The following is a 19,593-nucleotide window of genomic DNA, read 5'->3' as shown; positions in this document are numbered from 1 at the left end:
GGCGACGACGAGGAGGAAGACGACGAAGGGGAGGAGGAAGAGGAGGTCCGCCCCGCGCGCAAGCAGAAGGCCGCCCGCCGGGAGGAACAGGACCCAGGGCCCACCGTGCCCATGTCTCCCGCGCTCGCGCAGCTGGTCCGCAAGCTGTCCGCCTTCGAGGCGCTGCTGGAGCGCGAGGACTACAACAAGGCGAGCGTCATCGCCGTGGACGTGCTCGCCACCGTGGAGCGCTTCGACCCGCGCGTGTACCTGCCGCAGCTGTTCTCCGGCTTCTTCAATGGCCTGGCGCAGCACGCGGAGGCCATCGAGCCCATGCTGCACAACACGGAGACGCTGTCCTTCCGCGCCATGGATCAGCTCTACCGCGTGGACCTGGACGCGTTCCTCGTCGCGCAAGCGCGCCAGTCGCGCGGCGGCGGCTCGGAATACGACGAATAGCCCCCATGGCACTGGAGCGAGAACAGCCGGGCCGCAAGCTCACCGTCGAGGAGCGCATCAGCGAGCGCATCCGCAGCTTCGACGTGCCCGCCCTCCTGGACCTGCTCGCCAAGGAAGGCTACGGCGAGGCGGAGGTGGAGTTCCGCAGCCACCGCAGCACCGTGCACCAGCCCCACCTGGTCCATGCCATCGAGTTCACCCGCCACCCGCGCAAGCGCGTGGTGATCACCGTCAACCTGGGCCTGCTCAGCCTCCAGACGCCGCTGCCGTCCTTCCTCTTCCAGGCCATGGACCGCCTGGAGCAGGACACGATGGCGGACTTCCTGGGTTACTTCGACCACCTGCTGCTGCGGACCCGCTTCGCGGGCCAGTTCCCGGATCGCGACGAATCCCTGCTGCCCGGCTGGGAGCACTCCACCGCGCACCGGCTGCGCCTGCTCCGCCTCGCGTGCCCCAGCAGCCTGCACTGGCTGTTCGCCAAGGTCTTCCCGGAGGCGGAGGTGGTGGTGCGCCGCGAGACGCGCCGGCAGCGCATCGAAGCCAAGGGCATCCGCCTGGGCGCCGCCGCGCTCGGAGACGGCAGCGCCGTGGGCGGCTTCGCCACCGTCCCCACGGGCGGCGTGGAGGTGCGGCTGTTCCTCAACGAGCCCCACTCCGGCACCGGCACCCCCTGGGCCGTGGAGGCCCGCCGTCGCCTCAACACCCGCATCCTCCCGAGCCTCGCGGAGACCCCGCTCGCGCTCGCCGTCATCCTGTGCTTGCGTGATCAGAGCAGCTACGCGCGGCTGATCGACGGAAGCCACCTGGGCTACGAGCCGTTGGTAGGCGGCCCGGAACAGACCCAGGAGGTCCTCCTGTTCACGGGGGACACCGCTCAACTGCGATCATCGGAACCCCGCTAGACCTGACATGTCGGCTGGTTGACGGGAATTCCTGATCGCGCCTAGGCTGTAAATGTTCACTCGGCAGGGCGTACTCCCGGAGCGACAGGGCAGTACGGGGGGCATCAAAACGCACTGCGATTGTCAGGGAGTCACCGTGGCCATTCAGGACCAGCTTCCCAAATCCCGCATCACCCTCACGTACCGCACCACCATCAACGGCGAGCAGGAGACGGTGAACCTGCCGTTGCGCCTCCTGGTGATGGGCGACTTCTCCCTGGGCTCCTCCGAGGACCGCAAGACGGACCTGGAGACGCGGAAGCTGCGGTCCGTGGACGGCCGCAACCTGGACGAGTTGATGAAGGACATGAAGATGTCCACCAACTTCCAGGTCGCCAACCGCATCAACCCGGACGTGGAGGAGGAGCTGAACGTCACGCTCCCCATCGACCGGATGAAGTCCTTCCACCCGGATGAGATCGTCAAGCACGTGCCGAAGCTCAAGGCGCTGCTGCTCCTCAAGACGCTCCTCGTGGAGATGCAGTCGAACATCGACAACCGCAAGGACCTGCGCCGCGAACTCTACGAGCTGTTCTCCAAGCCGGAGGCGCTCAAGGAGCTGCTCAACGAGCTGAAGGGCTACGAGACCATGCGCCTGCCCGCCGGAGAGACGGCGGCGAAGACGGACGCGCCCGCCGCCGGTGCCGCCGCCGCTGGCAAGCCCGCCGGGGGGGCCGCCGCCGCCACGGCCGCGGTCGCCGCCACCGTCGCCGCGGGTGCCAAGCCCCCGGCCGCTTCCTGATCCGACTTCCCACCCCTTCGACTTCTAAAAGGACTCCGCCATGGCTGAGACCACCTACCTGAAGCGCCTGTTCACCAGCGTCCGGCTCGATCCGCCCCAGGAATCGGCGCCGATGATCACCACCAACTTCGCGCCCGCCGGCGACGAGCAGCAGGTCACCCTGGAGAGCCGCTTCCTCTCCAGCGTCGCCGCGCTGCTGCAGAACGTGGCCCCCGTGGAGGGCCCGGACAACACCGCCCGCTTCGACAAGGGCCAGGTGCTGGACGTCATCAGCCGCATCGATCGCATGATCGACGCGCAGATGAACGAGATCCTCCACAACGAGACCTTCCAGAAGCTGGAGTCCACGTGGCGCGGCCTGGAGGACCTGGTCGACCACACCAACTTCAAGGCCAACATCGCCATCGACATCCTGGACGTCGCCAAGGATGAGCTGGCGGAGGACTTCGAGAACAACTCCAGCAACATCTTCGCCGGAGCGCTGTTCGACAAGGTCTACATCCAGGAGTACGACCAGTACGGCGGCCGTCCCTTCGGCGCCATCGTCGGCCTGTACGACTTCTCCTCCACGCCCGCGGACCTCACCTGGCTGCAGCGCATGGCCAAGGTCTCCAACGCCGCGCACGCGCCGTTCATCTCCGCCGTGAACCACAAGTTCTTCGGCTGCGAGACCATCGAGGAGATGGAGGCCATCAAGAACCTGGAGGGCGTGCTCGCCCACCCGCGGTTCGGCCGCTGGAACGCGTTCCGCGACACGGAGGAGGCCGCCTACGTGGGCCTGACCTTCCCGCGCTACGTGCTGCGCCTGCCCTGGCACCCGGACAAGAACCCCTGCGACGTCCTCAACTTCACCGAGACGGCGCGCGGCGACTCCGACAAGTACCTGTGGGGCAACTCCGCCATCCTGCTCGCGCGCAACATGGTGAAGGCGTTCGAGATCTCCGGCTGGTGCCAGTCCATCCGCGGCCCCAAGGGCGGCGGCCTGATCACCGGCCTGCCCGTGGACACCTTCTCCCTGCGCGGCCAGGAGGAGATCAAGGCCCCGGTGGAGATCGCCATCCCGGACTACCGCGAGTACGAGTTCGCTCGCTCCGGCTTCATCCCGCTCGTGTACCGCAAGGGCTCCAGCGACGCGACGTTCTTCAGCACCCAGTCCGCCAAGGTCGCCAAGACGTTCAAGGACCCCAAGGACTCGGAGAACTCGCAGCTCGTCACGAACCTGGCCTACACGTTCTCCATCACGCGGCTGGCGCACTACGTGAAGTGCATCATGCGCGACAACATCGGCAACACGGCGGACGCGCCCTACATCCAGCGCCAGCTGGACTCGTGGCTGTCCAACTACGTCACGACCGTGGCCAACCCGGACGACCTCACCGTGCGCCGCTTCCCGTTCAAGGCGAGCAACGTGGTCGTGTTCCCGCGTCCTGGTGAGATCGGCTGGTATGACTGCAAGCTGGCCGTGCTCCCGCACATCCAGTTCGAAGGCCTCAACGTGGAGCTGATGCTCGAGTCGCGGCTCGGTTAAGCCGCATCCCACTTGGGGCAGGTGAGAGCCTGCCCCGCTTACCCTGGAGTGAACGATGCCCCAGTTTTCGCGCAACCTGGACGTGTATCAGGGTTTCAACTTCAAGAAGGACAAGCAGAACCCCGTGGGCTACATCACCGCCATCACCATCGGCGGCGAGGCGCTGGCGGCGGACCAGGAGACCATCAAGGATCCTGAGAACCCGGACGCGCCCATCGCGGACAAGGTCGTCGCGGTGCTCAACCACTACCTGTGGGAGACGGGCGTGACGGACGCCATGTACTTCTCCGGCCAGGTGTCGGTGGCGAACAAGCAGAAGATCGCGGAGATGCTGCTGGGCAACTTCAGCAACATCGAAGTCAACTTCAAGTACGTCATCTACGAGTACGACCCCATCGGGAAGAAGTACTTCAAGTCGAACTTCCTCGACGCGGAGATGAAGGGTCTGCTCGAGAAGAACGGCGACGACCTGAACATGTCCATCGCGGACAACGAGTCGCGTGAAGTGCAGTCGCCCAAGAACTTCACGTTCCAGATCGGCATCAAGCCGCAGGCGGCCGAGCAGTCGCTGAACCTGGCCACCTCTTCCACGAAGAAGATCGCGAAGAAGTGGGGCATCACCGAAGCGGCCGCCAAGTAGCGTTGGCCGCGGTCCGGGGCTAAACCGGGCCGGGAGCAGGATTCGCTCCCGGCCTGGCTTCCAGGCGGGTGGAAGGAAAGAAAGGCGTATGCAGCGGTACAAGCTCGCACGGGTCCGCTGGCACGTCGGCCAGACGCTTCTTCCGGAGCATTTCGTCGCGCAGGAGGACGCGCTGGACGCGGAGATCCGCCTCCACTCAACGCTGTCCGGCCTGCCTTCCTACGGCGTCGCGAACCTGGCCTGGAACGAGTCGCTCCTGCAGAGCGGCAGCCTGTCCATCTCCGCGCTCACCGTCGTCACCAAGTCCGGGGACCTGCTGGACGTCCCGGGCAACTCCGTCATCTCGCCCCTGTCGCTGGAAGCCGTGGGCAAGACGGAGTTCATCATCTACCTGCACGTGCTCAAGGAGACCGTCAGCGCGGAGGGCATCCGCCTGTACGCGGATGATCCGCCGGTGCTCCAGCGCGTGCTGCACAAGCTGCAGCTGTCCACGGAGCCGGTGCTGGACGGGACCATTGGCTCCCTGGGGCTGGCCGCCGTATCCCAGGACGAGGACGGCGCGTGGCACACGTCCCCGGACTGGGTGCCGCCGCTCTTGCTCGTGGGGCCCAACCCCTTCCTGGAGAAGCTGCTCTCCACGCTGGATGACCTGTTGGATCAGGTGCGCCAGCAGCTGCTCACCAACATCTCGGACACGTACCTGCGCACGGACCGGCTCACCAACGCGCGCCGGGCGCTCTTCGAAGTGCAGCGGCTCATCGCGCTGCGCCGGGACATGTTCCGTCAGGTGTACGTGCACCCGTACCACCTGTTCGACGCCTTGCGCCGGCTGTACTTCGAGGCGTGCTGCTACCTGGAGATGCTCCCGGACGAGCAGATGCCGGTGTACCAGCACGAGGGGCTCAACGAGTCCCTGGGCGGGTGGATCCGCCTGCTCCAGCGCAGCTTCCAGCCGGAGGCCACGCGCTCCACGCACAAGGCCTTCCAGGCGAAGGAAGGGCAGTTCCAGATGACGCCGCTGCCGCCGGAGATCCGCTCCGCCAGCGAGGCCTACCTGCTGGTGCAGCGCACCCAGCCCGGGGAGCGCACGCCGCTGGACGGCGTGAAGCTGGCCAGCCCGTCCCGGCTGCCGCTGGTGCGCCGCCAGGCCCTGAAGGGCGTGCCCTTCAAGCACGTGCCGTATCCGTCGTTCCCGCACGCGCTGGGGCCGGAGATCGACTGGTACCTCCTGAGCAACGGCGAGGAGTGGCAGCACGCGCTGCGCGAGGACGGCCTGGCCTTCTACGTGACGCCCGCGCTCCGGGGCGCCCAGACCTCGCTGTTCTGGCGGAGGAGCTGACGCCATGGCGCGCGCACCGTTCCTGGACAAGTTCGCGACCCGCAGGGAGCGCTCCGACTCGCGAGACAGCCTGGAGCACGTGATGCACAACATCGAAGCCGTGCTCAACACGAAGAAGGGCTACGGCTTCTTCATGCATGACTTCGGGCTGGGCGGGTACACGGAGAAGCTGGGCACGCGCGAGCTGGTGGAGGCGCTCACCGCCGAAATCCAGCAGGAAGTGACGCGGCACGAGCCGCGGCTGGTGGAGCCCGAGGTGAAGCTGCGGGGCCGCGACAGCGCGCTGTGGCTCTACTTCGACTGCAAGGGCACCTTCAACGGACAGCCCTGCCACCTGTCGCTGATGTTCCACTCCACCACTGGCCGGGTGCGCGTGCAGGCGGAGGACACCTGATGGCCTTCGCCGACCGCCTGGACCTGGGCCTGACGCTCACCATTGGCGGGACGGCGCACGCCATCCCTTCTTCGGACGTGCTCGCCTTCGAGCTGGATCTGCACGGCTGGGGGCACGAGGGGAGGGTGGAGTTCCGCGTGCTCGACGAGACGGGGCACGGCGGACAGAAGCAGGACAAGCTGCTGGCGGACTTCCTCAAGCCGGACCTGGCGGAGGTGGCGCTGGAGCTGAAGGCCGTGCACTCCGACACGGCGACGAAGCCCACCTTCACGTCGCTGAAGGTGAAGGGGCTGGTGCAGGAGAAGGCCCTCACGGAGGAGTCCGTCGCCCAGGCCAAGGGCGCGGGCATCACCTACCGGCACTACACCGTGCGCTTCGTGGACCCCGCGCGGCTCCTGTGGACGCAGCATCACCCGTGCGTGCTCTACACGCAGAAGACGCTCCAGGACGTGCTGGACGCGCACAAGGGCGACAAGATTGCCCTGGCCAACGACTGGGCCGCGCAGCTGGACAAGACGCTGCCGCTCATCTTCCTGGGCCTGGCCCCGGAGTCCGGCGCCAGCTTCTACGACTTCGTCGTCTGGTTCGTACACACGCGCAACGGCGTGCTGGCGTACGACTACACGGCGCAGGGCTACCAGCTGCGCGCGGCGAAGGACACCAGTCCCACGCCCATCACGCTGCGCGCGGCGGACGTGGACCGCGTGTCCGTGGTGTTCCCGGAGGTGGCGCGCCACGACGTGGCCATCCTGAATGCCGCCGCGGAGAGCCCCAAGAACCAGGCCATCACCAACGCCCAGGCCGTCACCGGCGTGCGCCAGGACGTGCTCCTGCGCACGGACATCGCGGACGACGTGCAGGCCCGCGTGACGCTGGAGACGGCGCGCCTCAAGGTGCGCGGCCTGGAGGTGGAGCTGGACTGGAACCGCTTCCCGGCGGTGGCCTTCGCCCCTGGCGCGCTGGTGAAGCTGCCGGACACCGCCGGGTGGACGGCGGCGGGCGTGCCGGCCACGCAGGACTTCCGGGTGCGCCGGATGAGCCTGCGCGCGGAGCCGCTGCCCGTGGAGGAGGGAGAGATTCCCGCGGGCGGGGACGCGTCCGGGCCCGGAGGGGACGAGCCCGTGCGGCGGCCGAAGCCGGAGAGCCGCTTCCTCATCTCGTTCACCACGCGGCTGGAGAAGAAGGCCGAAGCGCACGTGGACCTGCCGCCCTTCACCGCGCCGGTGTACCCGCGCTTCGTGGAGGGGCTCGTCGTCAGCGAGGTGGGCGAGAAGAAGGACGAGACCTGGCAGGCGTACACGGACGAGGCCACGTCGCTGGACAGCTACAAGGTGAAGCTGCCGCTCTTCGCCAATCAGATCGTCCAGGTGCCCTTCAACGCGAACCTGCAGCCGGGGCACTTCTACTTCCCGGCCTACAAGGGCGCCCGGGTGCTGGTGGCGCTGGACTTCCTGCGCGCGTGGCTCAAGCGCAACCTGGACTGGCGGGCGGGCGCACGGCTGCCCTCGGACGGACAGGGCGTGCACCTGCTCGTCGGAAAGACGACGACGAGCGGCACGTCCATGAGGCACTTCTACGAGGACAACAAGCCGCTGTGGCGCCTGCAGCGCACGAACGAGAGCGACACGGAGAAGGTCGAGCTCAAGGAAGGCAACCTGCTCATCCTGGTGAAGGAAGAGTCCGCCTGAGGCGGGAGGGACGATGGGAGCTTCAGGACCGGGAGCGGCGGGAACGCTGGTCTGCAAGATCGAACTGGACAAGAAGGGCGGCATCACCGTCCAGGTCGAAAACGGGGATGACAAGATCACCCAGACCATCGTGATGGACGGCACCAGCATCACCATCACCGTGAAGGGCCAGCAGGAGACGAGCACCATCGTGCAGAAGCAGGACAGCATCGTGGTGACGGTGAAGGACCTGACCTTCGACACCGACACCCTCACGATGAAGTCCAAGGGCGTCTCCAAGTGGACCAGCCAGGACACGCTCACGGTGGAGAGCACCAAGGACATGACGCTCAAGACGAGCGCCAAGCTCACGCAGACGGCCACCAGCGACGCGAAGCTGTCCTCCAGCGCGAACGTGAACATCGAGGCCACGTCCAAGCTGGCCATGAAGGGCAACATGGGCGCGGAGATGGTGACCTCCGGCGGCGAGGCCAAGGTGGACGGCGTGACGCTGAAGCTCGCCGGCAAGTCGCAGGCGGAGATGTCCGGCGCGATGACCAAGGTGTCCGGCACCGGCAAGCTCGACCTGGAGAGCTCCGGCATGGCGAACCTGAAGGGCTCCATCACCAGCGTGGGCGGCACCCTGGTGAAGCTGGGCTGAAGACAGACTCACACATGGCAACGACAGACGTACGGCGGGAGAGCGGGCGGTGAAGGACTTCTCAGAGAAGATCTACCTGGATTTCCTGTCGGAGCTGGACGGGCTGGAGCGCTTCCGTCAGCGCTTCCAGGAGCGGCACCCGGCGGCCCCGTTGGACCGCGAGGACCCGGACGTGCGCCGCCTCATCGAGGCGATGGCGTTCTTCTCCGTGCAGACGCGGCACGCCACGCTGCACAACCTGCGCTCCACCTGGCGCCGGCTGTTCGCGGGCTTCTTCGACTTCCTCCTGGAGCCCGTGCCCGCGTCCGCCATGGCGCAGGCCGTGCCCACGGAGAAGATGGTGGAGCCGGTGCTCCTCACCCGGGGCACGGAGCTGCGCCTGACGCCCGCGGAAGGGGTGTCCGGCTCCTTCCGGCTCCAGCGCGACCTGCGCGTGCTGCCCATCTTCCTCAAGGGCACGGACGTGGTGCCGCAGGTGAGAAGCGGCCACCGCCTCATCCTGCGCTTCGAGTCCCGCTTCGCGCGCAAGGACCCCATCGACGTGCTCAGCCTGCACGTGCGGCACCTGGACGACTACCGCTCGTCGCTGGCGGTGTTCCATGCGCTGCGCAAGCACGTGAAGCAGGTGAGCGTCGTCTACGACGAAGAGGCGGATGAGCACTCCGTGGGCAGCCCCTGCGAGGTGTCCTTCAACCGCGACCCGCCCGCGCCGGACGACAGCGGCCTCTACGCGCACCCGTTCCAGCGCCTGCGCGCGTTCTTCCAGTTCCCGGAGCAGCAGCTCTTCGTGCACGTGAAGGTGCCGCCGCCGCGCGGCAGCTCCTGGATGCGGTTCTGCCTCTGCCTGGACCTGGACAAGGACTGGAACCTCGGCCGCTCGCTGCACCCGGACTTCTTCCAGCTCTTCACCGTGCCGGTGGTGAACCTCAAGGCGGAGCCCGCGCAGGTGGTGGTGGCGGACGGCACGCGCGCGGAGCACCCCATCATCAGCATGAGCGCGGGGCGCGAGTTCACCCTGCACTCGGTGACGGGCGTCTTCGAGATGACCAAGGCGGGCCTGGCCCCGCTGCGGCCCGCCTTCCTGCCCGGCAAGGGCCCCAGCTACGAGGTGGACGAGACCTTCGACGAGAAGCTCGCCTCCCGGCAGAGCCTCATCGTGCGCATGCCGGAGGCCTTCACCGCGCCGCGGAAGATTGTGTTGGAGGCGCTGTGGCACCAGCCGCAGTTCTCCGCGCAGGCGGCGGGCAGGGTGGAGGTGTCCGTGCCGGGCCGTCACATCGAGGGCCTGAAATGGCAGACAGTGGGCAGCCTCCAGCCCCACCGCGACAGCGTGCTACGGGATGATGTCGAGGCGTTGACCCAATTCCTCGCGTGGAAGGCGAAGCCCACGCTGGGCCGCGACGAGGTGGTCGCCCTGCTGGGTCACCTGGGGACCCCCGCGGAGAGCCCGTTCCGCCGCGTCCTTCCCTGGCTCAAGGAGTTGAAGTTCAGTGTGGTGCCCGACAGCGCGCTCAAGGGTTCGGGGATCCGGCACGCGTACGAAGCCGTGATGGAGCCCTTCGACCAGAGCTTCGAGCCTGTCGTCATCTGCTTTCTTGAGCAGTTGAGGGACCTGCTTGATGCTTGGAACAACGAGGCGACTGTGGATCTGAAGGCCTCCGTGGCGGGTTTGGGGCCGCTACAGCTTCCAACATAGTCAAACACTCTCATGAAACTGGAGCATTGGAACGCACTCCTGGCCACGCAGCGTCGCGTGCGCCAGCTCCTCGACCGGGCCCTGCCCGCCGAGCCCGGACCGGGTGCGCGCCGGCCGCAGGGCAGGGTGGGGCAGGAGGCGCTGGGCCACCTGGAGCAGGCGCTGATGGTGGAGCTGGAGCGCCTGCGCGCCGCGTTCGGCGCGGACATGCGCCCGGACGAAGTGGAGGATCTGATCCGCCCCTTCGTCTTCTTCCTGGATGAGTGGGTGCTGCGGCGGCTGTCGGACGCGGAGCAACATCTCTGGCCGCTCCTGCAGCAGAACCTGTTTCAGGTGGATGCAGGCGGAGACCTCTTCTACGAGTTCGTGGAAGAGAAGTTGCGTCGCAACGATACGCCCTCCATCGTCTTCGAGATGATCCGCTTCTGCCTGGCCGCGGGCTTCACGGGCCGCCTCGTGGGGCAGCCGGAGCGCATCCGCGAACTCAAGGACCGCATCTCGCAGCGCATCCCGCAGCCGGCCGCCATGGCGCCGGCCGAGCCGGTGGTGCCCTCGGCGGTGCCCACCGTCTATGACTTCCCGGTGCACTACTACGCCGTGACGGCGGCCATCGTGCTGGGGCTGCCCATCTTCCTGTGGTGGATCTCCAATTGAAGCCCTTCCCGACACACGACAGCCGGCCTCCCGCGCCGGCCCCCAAGGCTCCGCCCAGGACGCTCGCGCTGCTGGACGCGCTGGAGCAGCGGGTGGGCGCGGAGCTGGGGTCGCTGAAGGAGGGCGTGCAGCCGCTGCTGGACTCCGTGCGCGAGGGCCTGGTGGCGCTGGATCCGCCCGGAGACGGGATGCTGCCGTCGCCGCAGGAGCAGGAGAAGCTGCGCGCGAAGCTGAACTCCACGCTGGAGGAGGCGGAGGACGTGCTGGAAGCGCTCCAGCTGGCCGTGAAGCCGGGCGGAAGGGGCGGCGGCTGACGTGGGCGCGATCCAGTCCATGCTGGCGGCCTTGAAGGCCCACTGGGTGCTCGTGTTTGGCATCGTGGTGGTGCTCACGGCCATTGGCGTGGGCGTGACGCTCTGGTGGCGCAAGCGGCGGCAGCGCGGCCCGGCGCTCGGGAGCGAGCAGAAGCCGCTCGGGTCCGGGCAACTGCTGGCCATCCGCAAGCAGTTCCTGGCGAAGCTGCCGTGGCGCTTCCGGGCGTCCGTGCGGGACTTCCCCACGCTGGTGGTGCTGGGCCCGGCGGCCAGCGGCAAGTCGGACCTCATCGAAGCGGAGGTGGACTGGGAGCGGCAGCAGCGCCAGTTCATGCCCAGCTACACGGACGACCCGCTCCTCAAGGTGTTCCTGGGGCCGGAGGTCGTGGTGCAGGAGCTGGCCGCGCCCGTGCTGGAGGACGACTCGCTCCACGCGCGGCGCGCGCTGCGCCGGCTGTGGAAGGCCACCTTCGGGCGCCGGCACGTGGGCCGGGCCGTCATCGTCCTGAAGGTCAACTGGCTGCTGGAGACGTCTCCGGACGAGGTGAAGCGCGTCACCCAGCTGTTGCGCGGCAAGGTCAACCTCTTGTCGGAGGTCTGCCAGGCGCCCGTGGAGACGCGGCTGGTCCTCACGCACATGGACACGCTGGACGGCTACGCGGACTTCGCGCAGCTGCTCCGCAAGAACGGCGTGCCGCTGGAGCTGACGGTTCCGCCGCCCGGCAGGGAAGGGGAGCTGGGAGAGGCGCTCCAGCCCATGGAGAAGTACCTGGCGCTGGGGCTCACCTCGCTGTCGCCGGACGCGTTCGAGCGGCTGGCGTCCTTCTACTCGCGCGGCGGCGAGGCGTTCGCGGCGCTGGGGCGCTTCGTGTCCACGCTGCTGGAGGGCGGCTCGCTGGCGTACCCGCTGAAGCTCCAGCGCGTGTTCCTGTCCTCCGGCGGGCCGGACGCCCAGCCCACGGGCGCGCTGGCGGTGCAGGCGGATCAACCGGCGGAGCTGCTCGTCCGGGACTACCGCTGGACGCACCTGCGCCGGTGCGCGGCCATCCTCGCGGTGGGGTGCCTGCCGGTGCTGCTGGCGTACGCGCACTTCTACCGCCTGCTGTTGCGCGCGCAGGACAAGCTGGACACGTTCCAGGTGACGGTGCAGCGGCTGGAGGAGCGCAACCAGAGCGTGTCCGGCTCCGTGGTGGAGTCCCAGACGAGCGACGCGGTGCGGGCGATGGAGGCCCTCTGGGGCGCCACGCGCTACTGGCCGCCCCTGGCGCACAGCTTCACCGACGAGTGGGCGGAGCTGCGCTCGCGGCTCGCGCGCAGCATCCGGATGTCCTACCTGAAGCCGATGCTGGAGAAGTGCCAGGACCAGTGCCGGCGCTGCGCGAGCCAGATTCCAGGCTGCCAGCCCGCGCCCGCCTTCGCCGGCCGGGGCACGCGCGCCACGCCGCTGATCCCGGCGCCCGCCGTGGACGACAGCTGCCACCTGGAGACGCTGTGCCGTCCGGAGCAGGTGCTCTACACGCTGGGCGTGCTGTACGCGTCGCGCAACGAGGACCTGGGCAAGTTCGTGCTGAACAGCGTGCACGGGGCGCACAAGAAGCAACTGGGGTGGACGGCGGAGGCCTTCGGGTTGAGCCTGGCCAGCACCGACCAGGAGCACACCTGGCTGGAGGCGATGGGCCTGGCGGAGCCGATGATCGCCAACTACGTCATCGCCAGCGACAGGCCCTTCGACGAGAACGTCCCCTGGACGCGCTGGCCCTACGTCTGGCTGACGATGGACGGCCTGCTGGGCCCGTGGCGCGACCACTTCATGCAGCTGCAGGACACGCTGGCCGCGAAGGAGCTGGACCTGTCCCGGTGGCGCGCGCTGGCGGACGACCGTGAGCGCCTGCGCGCCACGCTGGTGGAGAGCGCGCCGTACAGCTCCGCCCGCAAGGTGATGGACCTCATCAACGCGTCGGACGCGGAGCCGGACGCCAGCCAGCTGAAGGGCGTGGGCAGCCTGTTGGACTCGCTGGACTGGCTGCGCCAGAACCGCCAGACGCTGGAGGCCATCCTGCGCATGGAGGACGAGACGGACGCCGCCCTGCGCGCCGCCGCCCGCATGACGCCCGCGGAGCTGCTCACCCGCGCGGACGGCCTCTTCGCCCCCAGCGACGGTGACGCGCGCTACCAGGTGGAGGTCCTCCGGCGCGACTTCGAGTTCCGCCCCATGGACGTGTCGCGGCAGCTGCTGGACAAGGTGCTGCGCTCGCTGAAGGAGACGGGCCGCACGCCGTTCGACGGCAACGCGCTCAACCCGCGCACGGGGGAGACGACGTCGGAGGTCGCCACCGAAGGGGTGGGGGACGACGACACGGAGTTCGCCAGCGGGACGGCCCCGGTGGTGGGCAAGGTGCTGGGCAAGGCCGCCTTCGAGGCGCAGGTGAGCCCGCTGGTGGACGAGTTCACGGAGCGGCTCGCCAAGTCCAGCCTGTCCCGCGAGGAGGCCGTGGAGCGCGCCACCTTCGTGCAGGGCAAGGTGCAGACCTTCGCGAAGCGCTACGGCCAGGACCTCTACGCGACGTACCGGGGCTACCGCTTCCGCACCACGCCGCGAGGCTCGCTGGCCAGCGACCTGTCCGTGCTGCTGCAGCCGTCGTCGCCGCTGGAGGCGATGCTGCGCGACGTGGCGGTCCGCGCCGGCGTGGGCCCGCTGGAGAGCGAGTACTACGCGCCCATGCGCGAAGCGGTGGCGCCCTTCAAGCCGGTGGTGCAGCTGATGACGCCGGACAAGAGCGGCGTGCTCGTGGAGCTGGCGGCCTACACCACGCTGGTGTCGCAGCTGCAGCAGGAGCTGTCCGGCGTGAAGCCCGCGGCCGCGAAGCCCGCGGCCCCCAAGGACGCGGCGGCGCCCGGCGCGACGGCGTCCTCGGCGGGCTCTCAGCTGGCGGAGATGCTGTCGCCGGTGGGGCGCGTGGCGCTGAGCATGCTGCTGGAGGAGGAGGACTCGTACCTGCGCCGGGTGGACGCGTGGCTGGATCAGCACGGCCTGGTGGGCGAGTTCCGTCAGCCGTTCCGCCAGCCCTTCATCATCGTGCGCAACCGGGGCCGCGCGGAGCTGGAGCGCGTCATCGCGGAGCAGTGGACCTACCAGGCCCGCCGCACGCTGGACCCGCTGGTGAAGCGCTATCCGTTCAACCCCAGCGCGTCGCAGGAAGTGGATCCGGTGGAGCTGGAGGTGCTGCGCCGCAAGGACGGGGCCTTCTGGGGCTTCGTCACGCAGGTGCTGGCGCCGGTGGTGGAGGAGCGCGGCACGGACTGGACGCTGCGCTATCCGCTGAAGTCGCGGCTGCTGCTGCCGCCGCGCATGCTCTCCGCGCTGGGCCAGCTGGGCCGCCTGTCGAAGCTCCTGTGGGATGAAGAGGGCAAGCCCCGGCCCATCGCCATGCAGGTGCGTCCTTTGCCGCTGCCGACGGCGCCCACGCCGGACAGCTTCGTGACGCTGTCGTACCTGAAGTGCGGCGGGGCGGCGGCGTTCGGCTTCAACCAGCGGCCGGCGTGGGGTGATTTCCCCCTGAGCTGGTGGAGCCCGCAGCCGTCGTCCATTGGCGTGGAGCTGCGCTCGCCGCAGCGGGACGGGAAGCGCTACCGCTCCATGGAGATGTCCGAGTCGTCGTGGAACTGCTTCCGCCTGCTGGAGTCCGCGACGCTGACGGATCAGTCCAACGTGGTGTGGGTGCTGCCGGGCCGCGGGCTGGCGGCGAACGAGAAGGTGTTGGAGATCAGCTTCGGGTTGCGCGGCGAGCCTTGGGCGCCATTCCGTGGGGTGGTGCCATGAAGGGCAGGAGCGTGAGGCTGGCGGCGGGGCTGGTGACGGCGGTGGTGGTGGGCAGCTGCGCGGCGCCCAGCCTGACGGTGAACGTCAAGGCGCCGGCCGGCACCAACCAGGGCCGGCCGCTGTACATGCTCATCCGCACGGTGTCGAAGACGTCGATGACGGAGGGCTACGCGGACGTCGCGGCCAAGGTCATCAGCCCGGATGACTCCGTGCTCCAGACGGTGGTCATCTACCCGAGCCGCACCAAGCAGGTGAAGATCCCCCTGCCGCCCGAGCAGGCGGTGGCGGTGAGCTTCCTCTTCACCACGCCCAACGGCGCGTGGCAGGCGCTGCTGGACGTGCCGGTGCCCAAGACAGTGGACATCGAGCTCCAGGAGAGCCGCATCCGCACGGACCTGCCGAAGGGCGTGCCGGCCCAGGAGTCCGTGCCCGAAGCGCCGAAGGCCCCGGCCGCGCCCAAGGCTCCCGAGCCGCCGATCTCCGTCGCCTCGCCCCAGTAGGGCTCAGGACGCGAGCGCGTCCAGCTTCGGGCCCAGCGCGTTGAGCGCGGACGTCACCCGGCCGTTCGCCGCCGTCACCGGTTTGGCGAAGGCGCCCGCCTGGAGCTGGGCGCCAATCGCGTCCAGAGGGGAGAGGAGCTGGGGCTTCTGCCCCGTGGCCTGGGTGGAGACGGAGTCCACCTGCGTCTGGGCGCCCGCCTTCAGGCCCTCCGCGCGCTGCTTGAAGGCCGCCAGCGCTGAGTCCACCTGGGAGGCGAGGGACGTCTCCGCGCTGCCGCGGGCCTGCTCCAGCGACGTCAGTCCCGCCGTCACGGACGAGCTCGTCGTGCCCAGGTGCGAGTCCAGCCGGCCCTTGGCGGACGTCACCTGGCCCTCCGCCGTGTCGCGCGCGGTCTGCATGGCCTGCACCGCCGCGTCGATGCCGGAGCCCACCTGCGCGTCCAGGGCCTCCAGGCGCTGGGGCACCTGCGTGTCCAGCGGCGTCACCCGGGCGGCGACCTGCTGCTTCATGGCCTCAATCTGCTGCACGCCCTGGTCCTTCACGGTGCCAATCTGCGTAACGGCCGCGGCGACAATCTGGCCCACCTGCGCGGTGGCCTGCTCGATGCCCTGGAGGACGGACTGGGTGAGCGTGCCCATCTGCGTCACGGCCTGCGTCGTGGCCGTGTCGATCTGCGTCTGCGCCTGGGTCTGCACCGTCTCCACCTGCGAGACGATGGTCTTCTGCACCGCCTGGAGCTGCGTTCCTACTTGAGACGAGAGGGTGCCCAGCTGCGTGGTGATCTGCCCCACCACCTGGCTGATGCCCTGCACCGCGGGGCTCACCAGCGGCTTGGGCAGGTCCGCGGCCGGGATGGCGTCCAGCAGGCCCATGGCCCGCTCCAGCAGCGACTCCAGCGAGCCGACGATCTGCTGGAAGAGGGTCTGGAGCTGCTCCAGCAGCTGCGGCAGCGCTTCGAACAGCGCCATCACCTGTTGCTTGAGGGCGCTGACGGTCGCGACCAGCGTGTCCAGCGTGGTGAAGGCCGCCTCCAGCGTGGCCTTCAGCGGTGCCTTGAGGGTCTCCACCGCCATGAGCGCGCCCTGCACCACGCCGTCGATGGTGCCGCTCACCGTGGTGATGGCGGTCTCCACCTGCTTCTGCACCTGGTCGATGAGCTTCTCCACCGCCGTGAGCTGCGCGGTGACGCTGGCCACCTGGCCTCCAATCGTCTTGCCCAGCGTGTCCAGCGCCGTGTCCGCCTGGGTCTTGCCCGCGGTCAGCGACGGGGCCACCTGGGTGTCCAGCGGATCCACGATGGCGGCGGACGCCGACGCCGCGGCCATCAGCTGATCCACCAGCGTCTTGCGCTGGCCGTCCAGCACGGACTGCTGCTGCTGGTGGGCGTCCTTCGCCGTGGTGCCCGCGTTGACGATCTCCTGGTGCAGCGCCATCAGCGCGCTCACGGGGCTCTTCACCGCGCCGTCCAGCGTGGAGGTGAGCTGGGTGCTTCGGCCCGTCGCCGCGTCGCGCGAGGTGGTCAGCCGCACCAGCACCGCCGCCAGCGCCGCCGTGAGGGTCGACCCCACGCCCGTGAGGTCCTGCGTGAGCTGGGAGCGCGTCTGTTCAATCAGCGCATGGCCCTGCGCGCGGCGGGCCTCCGTCTCCTCCTTGGAGCCCTTGCGCTTCGCGAGCTTCGCGTCGAAGGACTTCTTGTCCGCGTCGCACTTCTGGGCCACCTGCTGCTGGAGCGCGGTGAGCTGTCCCTGCGACGACTCCGCGGACGACTTCGCCTGCGCCTCCAGCCCCTGGCTCTTCGCCGTCGCCTCCTGCCCCAGCGACTCCGCCTGCGTGCGCGCCGTGGTGCTGGAGGCGGTCAGCGCCTGCTGGTGGCCCTCCACCTCCGAGGCCAGCGCGTCGAAGCGAGGGGAGGGGTCCGCCAGCGTCACGTTCGCCGCGTTCACCTGCGTGAGCAGCGCCCCCAGCGACGCGCTGATGGAGGGGCGGAGCGCGGCGACCTGCTCCACGACCCCCTGGGCCAGCGTCTCCACCTCGCCCTTCGCGGTGGCGAGGCGCGGCGTGATGCCGGAGCCGAAGCCCTCCACGGCCGCATTGTGCTTCGCCACGGTGGCGCGCAGGTCGTTCATTTCAGCCCCGCGAGCGCGGCCTTGGCTTCAGCGGCGGCGCCGGAGAGCGCGCCCGCCTGGCCATCCACGCCGTTGAGCGCGCCGGTGAGTTTGGCGCGGGATTCAGCGGCCTTGCCCTTCACCTGGGCCTCCGCGGCGGCGAGGGCCGCGCCCGTCTCCTCCATCGCCGCGTTCAACTTCGAGTTCACCGCCGCCGAGGACTCCTTGTACGCCGCCGTCGCGTCGCTCACCGCGCCGTCCACGCCCGCGGTGAGGTCGCCCTTGGCCGTCTCCACCTGCGGCGTCACGTCATACGTGGGCGTGGCGGCGGCGGCGCCGGGGTTCTCCTTCGTCTGGATGAGGAGGTGCCCTTCCGACAGGCGGATGATCTCCGTGTCGTTGGAGTTCACCCGCCCCAGGTTCCACACCGGCTTGTTGTCCTGGAAGTCGTGCGTGAGCGCGGTCTGGTTCGCGCCGTTCTTGCCGAAGAGGATCTGATCGCCCTGGCTGTCCTGGGGCATGCGCACGCCTTCGCCCCAGTCCAGGAAGCGGTGCAGCGCCGCGTGGTCGAAGTGCAGCGCCACCAGCACCCGTTCGTTCTTGTACGGCGGGAAGTAGAACGTCCCCGGGAACTCACCGGGCTCCGCCGGCACGCTCACCGTCTTGTTCCAGAGGGGAATCGCGACCCGGTAGTTCGTCACGGACGTCTTCTGATCATCTACCTGGAGGTAGATGCGGTCCGAGGCCTCGCCGCCGGGGCTGTGCATCTTGCCCTCGACGTAGATGGGGTAGCGGGGCGGCCGGTACGCGGGCAAGTCCGGCACCGGATCCGACTTCTGCTCCAGCAGCACGGACAGGGAGACCGTGTAGCCCTGCATCGTCTCCTGCTGCCCGTCGTGCGGCCCGGCCTGGAGCCCCACGCCGTCGAAGGCCAGCTCCGCGACGCGATGGTCCTCGCCCAGGCCCGTGAGGTCCGGGCTCCAGCGGCCTCCGTCCAGCTTGATAAGCGCCCCCGGGTGCAGCGCGACGGGCGGCATGTCCAGGAACGTCAGCCGCAGCCGCCGCTTGCGCACGCGCAGGCGTCCCTTCTCCAGGGACTGACGCTGCTCCGCCTCCGCCGCGATGGGCGTGCGCACCAGCATGTCGTGCTGGATGCCCGCCACCGACTGGGACTGCTCCAGCGCCACCGTGGTCGCCCCGGCACCGAAGCCGTTGAGCACCCGCGTGTTGTGACGGATGACGGGCGGCAGCTCCACGTCCACGCGCGACACGTGCTTGCGGCTGAGCCCGGTGACGGTGCCCGTGGCCGGCTTCTTCGCGGAGAAGGTGTACGTGTCCTTGGGGCTGTCGTAGGTGAGCACGCCGCCGCGCGTGTCCACGTACCAGAGGACGAAGTCGTAGAAGCTCGCGGCCGCGGGGTCATCCCCGATGCCCAGGCACACCAGGGCCTGCTTCGCCTCCAGCGCGTCCCAGTCGTAGGTGAGCAGCAGGCCGCCGGGCTTGTGCGCGTCCAGCAGCTCCGACAGCTTCTTCGCCGTGTGCAGCTCCACCGGGCGGTGCTGCTTCCAGAGGACTCGCGCGGGGTCCTCGAAGGTCACCGTGTACTGGCGGAAGGCCACCGCCACGCTGTCCTTCTTGCCGTGCGCGGTGCCGCCGACGCGCTTCTCCGTGACGATGCCCTGCACCACGAGCGGCGCGGGCGGCGGGTCGAAGACGCCGGACAGCGCCAGCCGCACCCGCACCAGGTCCGGCTTGCTGAACGCGGTGAACAGCGCCGCGTCCGCCTTCTCCAGCGCGGTCCAGAACGTCAGCTCGCAGCGGAAGCCGGTGGGCGTCATCCGCAGCGAGAAGTCCCGCACCTGGCCGCCCGGAATGGCGAAGGCCTGCTCGCCCGCGGTGACGGTCAGCTCCAGCTTCAGCTTTTCGGAGAAGGGGAGCGCCATGCCGTGTTCACCGGGCCTTCGCCTGGACCTCCTCGCGGGTCAACGCGCCCCGGGCCTCCAGCGCGTCCATCATCGCGCGCATCACGCGCGCCTGCTGCGCCACCATGCGCTCCAGGTCCGCCACCTGCTGCGTGAGCGCCTCCACCTTCGACGCCAGCTCCACGTCGCGCACCACGGGCGGCGGGGTGGGGGCGCGACGTGGAGCTGGCG

16 protein-coding genes and 1 pseudogene are annotated in these 19,593 nt (G+C 69.2%); 14 read left to right on the top strand and 3 right to left on the bottom strand.

The genetic code is table 11. The annotated features are described in order from the left end of the window. From D7W82_RS40670 to D7W82_RS29010, 14 genes are all read left to right on the top strand, one after another. Positions 1-438, top strand: a 438-nt coding sequence (locus tag D7W82_RS40670) for a type VI secretion system protein IglI family protein (protein WP_304988749.1), incomplete at its 5' end; no start/stop codon positions are given. 5 nt (positions 439-443) lie between these two features. Then, positions 444-1,340 carry a hypothetical protein gene (locus tag D7W82_RS29070; RefSeq protein WP_014396951.1) on the top strand — a complete coding sequence of 299 codons (897 nt, stop codon included), beginning with the start codon at positions 444-446 and terminating at the stop codon, positions 1,338-1,340. Between the two features lie 136 nt (positions 1,341-1,476). Continuing rightward, positions 1,477-2,121: a type VI secretion system contractile sheath small subunit gene (tssB, locus tag D7W82_RS29065; RefSeq protein WP_014396952.1), complete on the top strand. Its 645-nt coding sequence runs from the start codon at positions 1,477-1,479 to the stop codon at positions 2,119-2,121. A 40-nt stretch (positions 2,122-2,161) separates the two neighbouring features. Then, entirely contained in the window at positions 2,162-3,649 is a 1,488-nt protein-coding gene (gene tssC / locus D7W82_RS29060; RefSeq protein ID WP_120621455.1) for a type VI secretion system contractile sheath large subunit, read from the top strand. A gap of 55 nt (positions 3,650-3,704) precedes the next feature. Beyond that, a complete protein-coding gene (locus D7W82_RS29055) occupies positions 3,705-4,289 on the top strand; it encodes a hypothetical protein (RefSeq protein ID WP_120621454.1) in 585 nt (194 codons plus the stop codon). 88 nt (positions 4,290-4,377) lie between these two features. Then, positions 4,378-5,628 carry a type VI secretion system baseplate subunit TssK gene (tssK, locus tag D7W82_RS29050; RefSeq protein ID WP_120621453.1) on the top strand — a complete coding sequence of 417 codons (1,251 nt, stop codon included), beginning with the start codon at positions 4,378-4,380 and terminating at the stop codon, positions 5,626-5,628. A 4-nt stretch (positions 5,629-5,632) separates the two neighbouring features. Beyond that, positions 5,633-6,022 (top strand): GPW/gp25 family protein, encoded by a 390-nt coding sequence (locus D7W82_RS29045; protein ID WP_120563201.1) that lies wholly within the window; start codon positions 5,633-5,635, stop codon positions 6,020-6,022. Next, a complete protein-coding gene (locus tag D7W82_RS29040) occupies positions 6,022-7,710 on the top strand; it encodes a hypothetical protein (protein ID WP_120621452.1) in 1,689 nt (562 codons plus the stop codon). Before D7W82_RS29045 ends, D7W82_RS29040 begins: the two co-directional genes overlap by 1 nt. Before the next feature lie 13 nt (positions 7,711-7,723). Next, the gene (locus D7W82_RS29035) at positions 7,724-8,350 is read left to right on the top strand and encodes a hypothetical protein (RefSeq protein ID WP_120621451.1); all 627 of its coding nucleotides are present in this window, start codon (positions 7,724-7,726) and stop codon (positions 8,348-8,350) included. Positions 8,351-8,399: 49 nt separating this feature from the next. Beyond that, on the top strand, positions 8,400-10,046 hold the full coding sequence (locus tag D7W82_RS29030) for a type VI secretion system baseplate subunit TssF (protein ID WP_120621450.1): 1,647 nt from the start codon (positions 8,400-8,402) through the stop codon (positions 10,044-10,046). Between the two features lie 12 nt (positions 10,047-10,058). After that, complete coding sequence (locus tag D7W82_RS29025) at positions 10,059-10,700, top strand: DotU family type IV/VI secretion system protein (RefSeq protein ID WP_120621449.1); 642 nt, start codon at positions 10,059-10,061, stop codon at positions 10,698-10,700. Continuing rightward, positions 10,697-11,014 (top strand): hypothetical protein, encoded by a 318-nt coding sequence (locus D7W82_RS29020; protein ID WP_233588000.1) that lies wholly within the window; start codon positions 10,697-10,699, stop codon positions 11,012-11,014. The genes D7W82_RS29025 and D7W82_RS29020 overlap by 4 nt, the downstream gene beginning before the upstream one ends. 1 nt (position 11,015) lies before the next feature. Continuing rightward, entirely contained in the window at positions 11,016-14,834 is a 3,819-nt protein-coding gene (locus D7W82_RS29015; RefSeq protein ID WP_120621448.1) for a type VI secretion IcmF C-terminal domain-containing protein, read from the top strand. Continuing rightward, positions 14,831-15,334 carry a hypothetical protein gene (locus D7W82_RS29010; protein ID WP_233587999.1) on the top strand — a complete coding sequence of 168 codons (504 nt, stop codon included), beginning with the start codon at positions 14,831-14,833 and terminating at the stop codon, positions 15,332-15,334. The genes D7W82_RS29015 and D7W82_RS29010 overlap by 4 nt, the downstream gene beginning before the upstream one ends. Positions 15,335-15,337: 3 nt before the next feature. On the opposite strand, the gene D7W82_RS29005 is transcribed toward D7W82_RS29010, so the two are convergent. The 3 genes and pseudogenes from D7W82_RS29005 to D7W82_RS28995 all read right to left on the bottom strand — a co-directional run. Further along, the gene (locus D7W82_RS29005) at positions 15,338-17,461 is read right to left on the bottom strand and encodes a hypothetical protein (RefSeq protein WP_120621446.1); all 2,124 of its coding nucleotides are present in this window, start codon (positions 17,459-17,461) and stop codon (positions 15,338-15,340) included. Beyond that, on the bottom strand, positions 17,458-19,383 hold the full coding sequence (locus D7W82_RS29000) for a hypothetical protein (RefSeq protein WP_120621445.1): 1,926 nt from the start codon (positions 19,381-19,383) through the stop codon (positions 17,458-17,460). The genes D7W82_RS29005 and D7W82_RS29000 overlap by 4 nt, the downstream gene beginning before the upstream one ends. 7 nt (positions 19,384-19,390) lie before the next feature. Beyond that, positions 19,391-19,593, bottom strand: a pseudogene (locus D7W82_RS28995) (hypothetical protein); the annotation flags it as partial.

This window comes from Corallococcus sp. CA049B (assembly GCF_003611685.1).
Lineage (GTDB): Bacteria > Myxococcota > Myxococcia > Myxococcales > Myxococcaceae > Corallococcus > Corallococcus coralloides.
The sequence above is the reverse complement of the archived record's forward strand: the minus strand, read 5'-3'. Positions and strand labels throughout refer to the sequence as shown.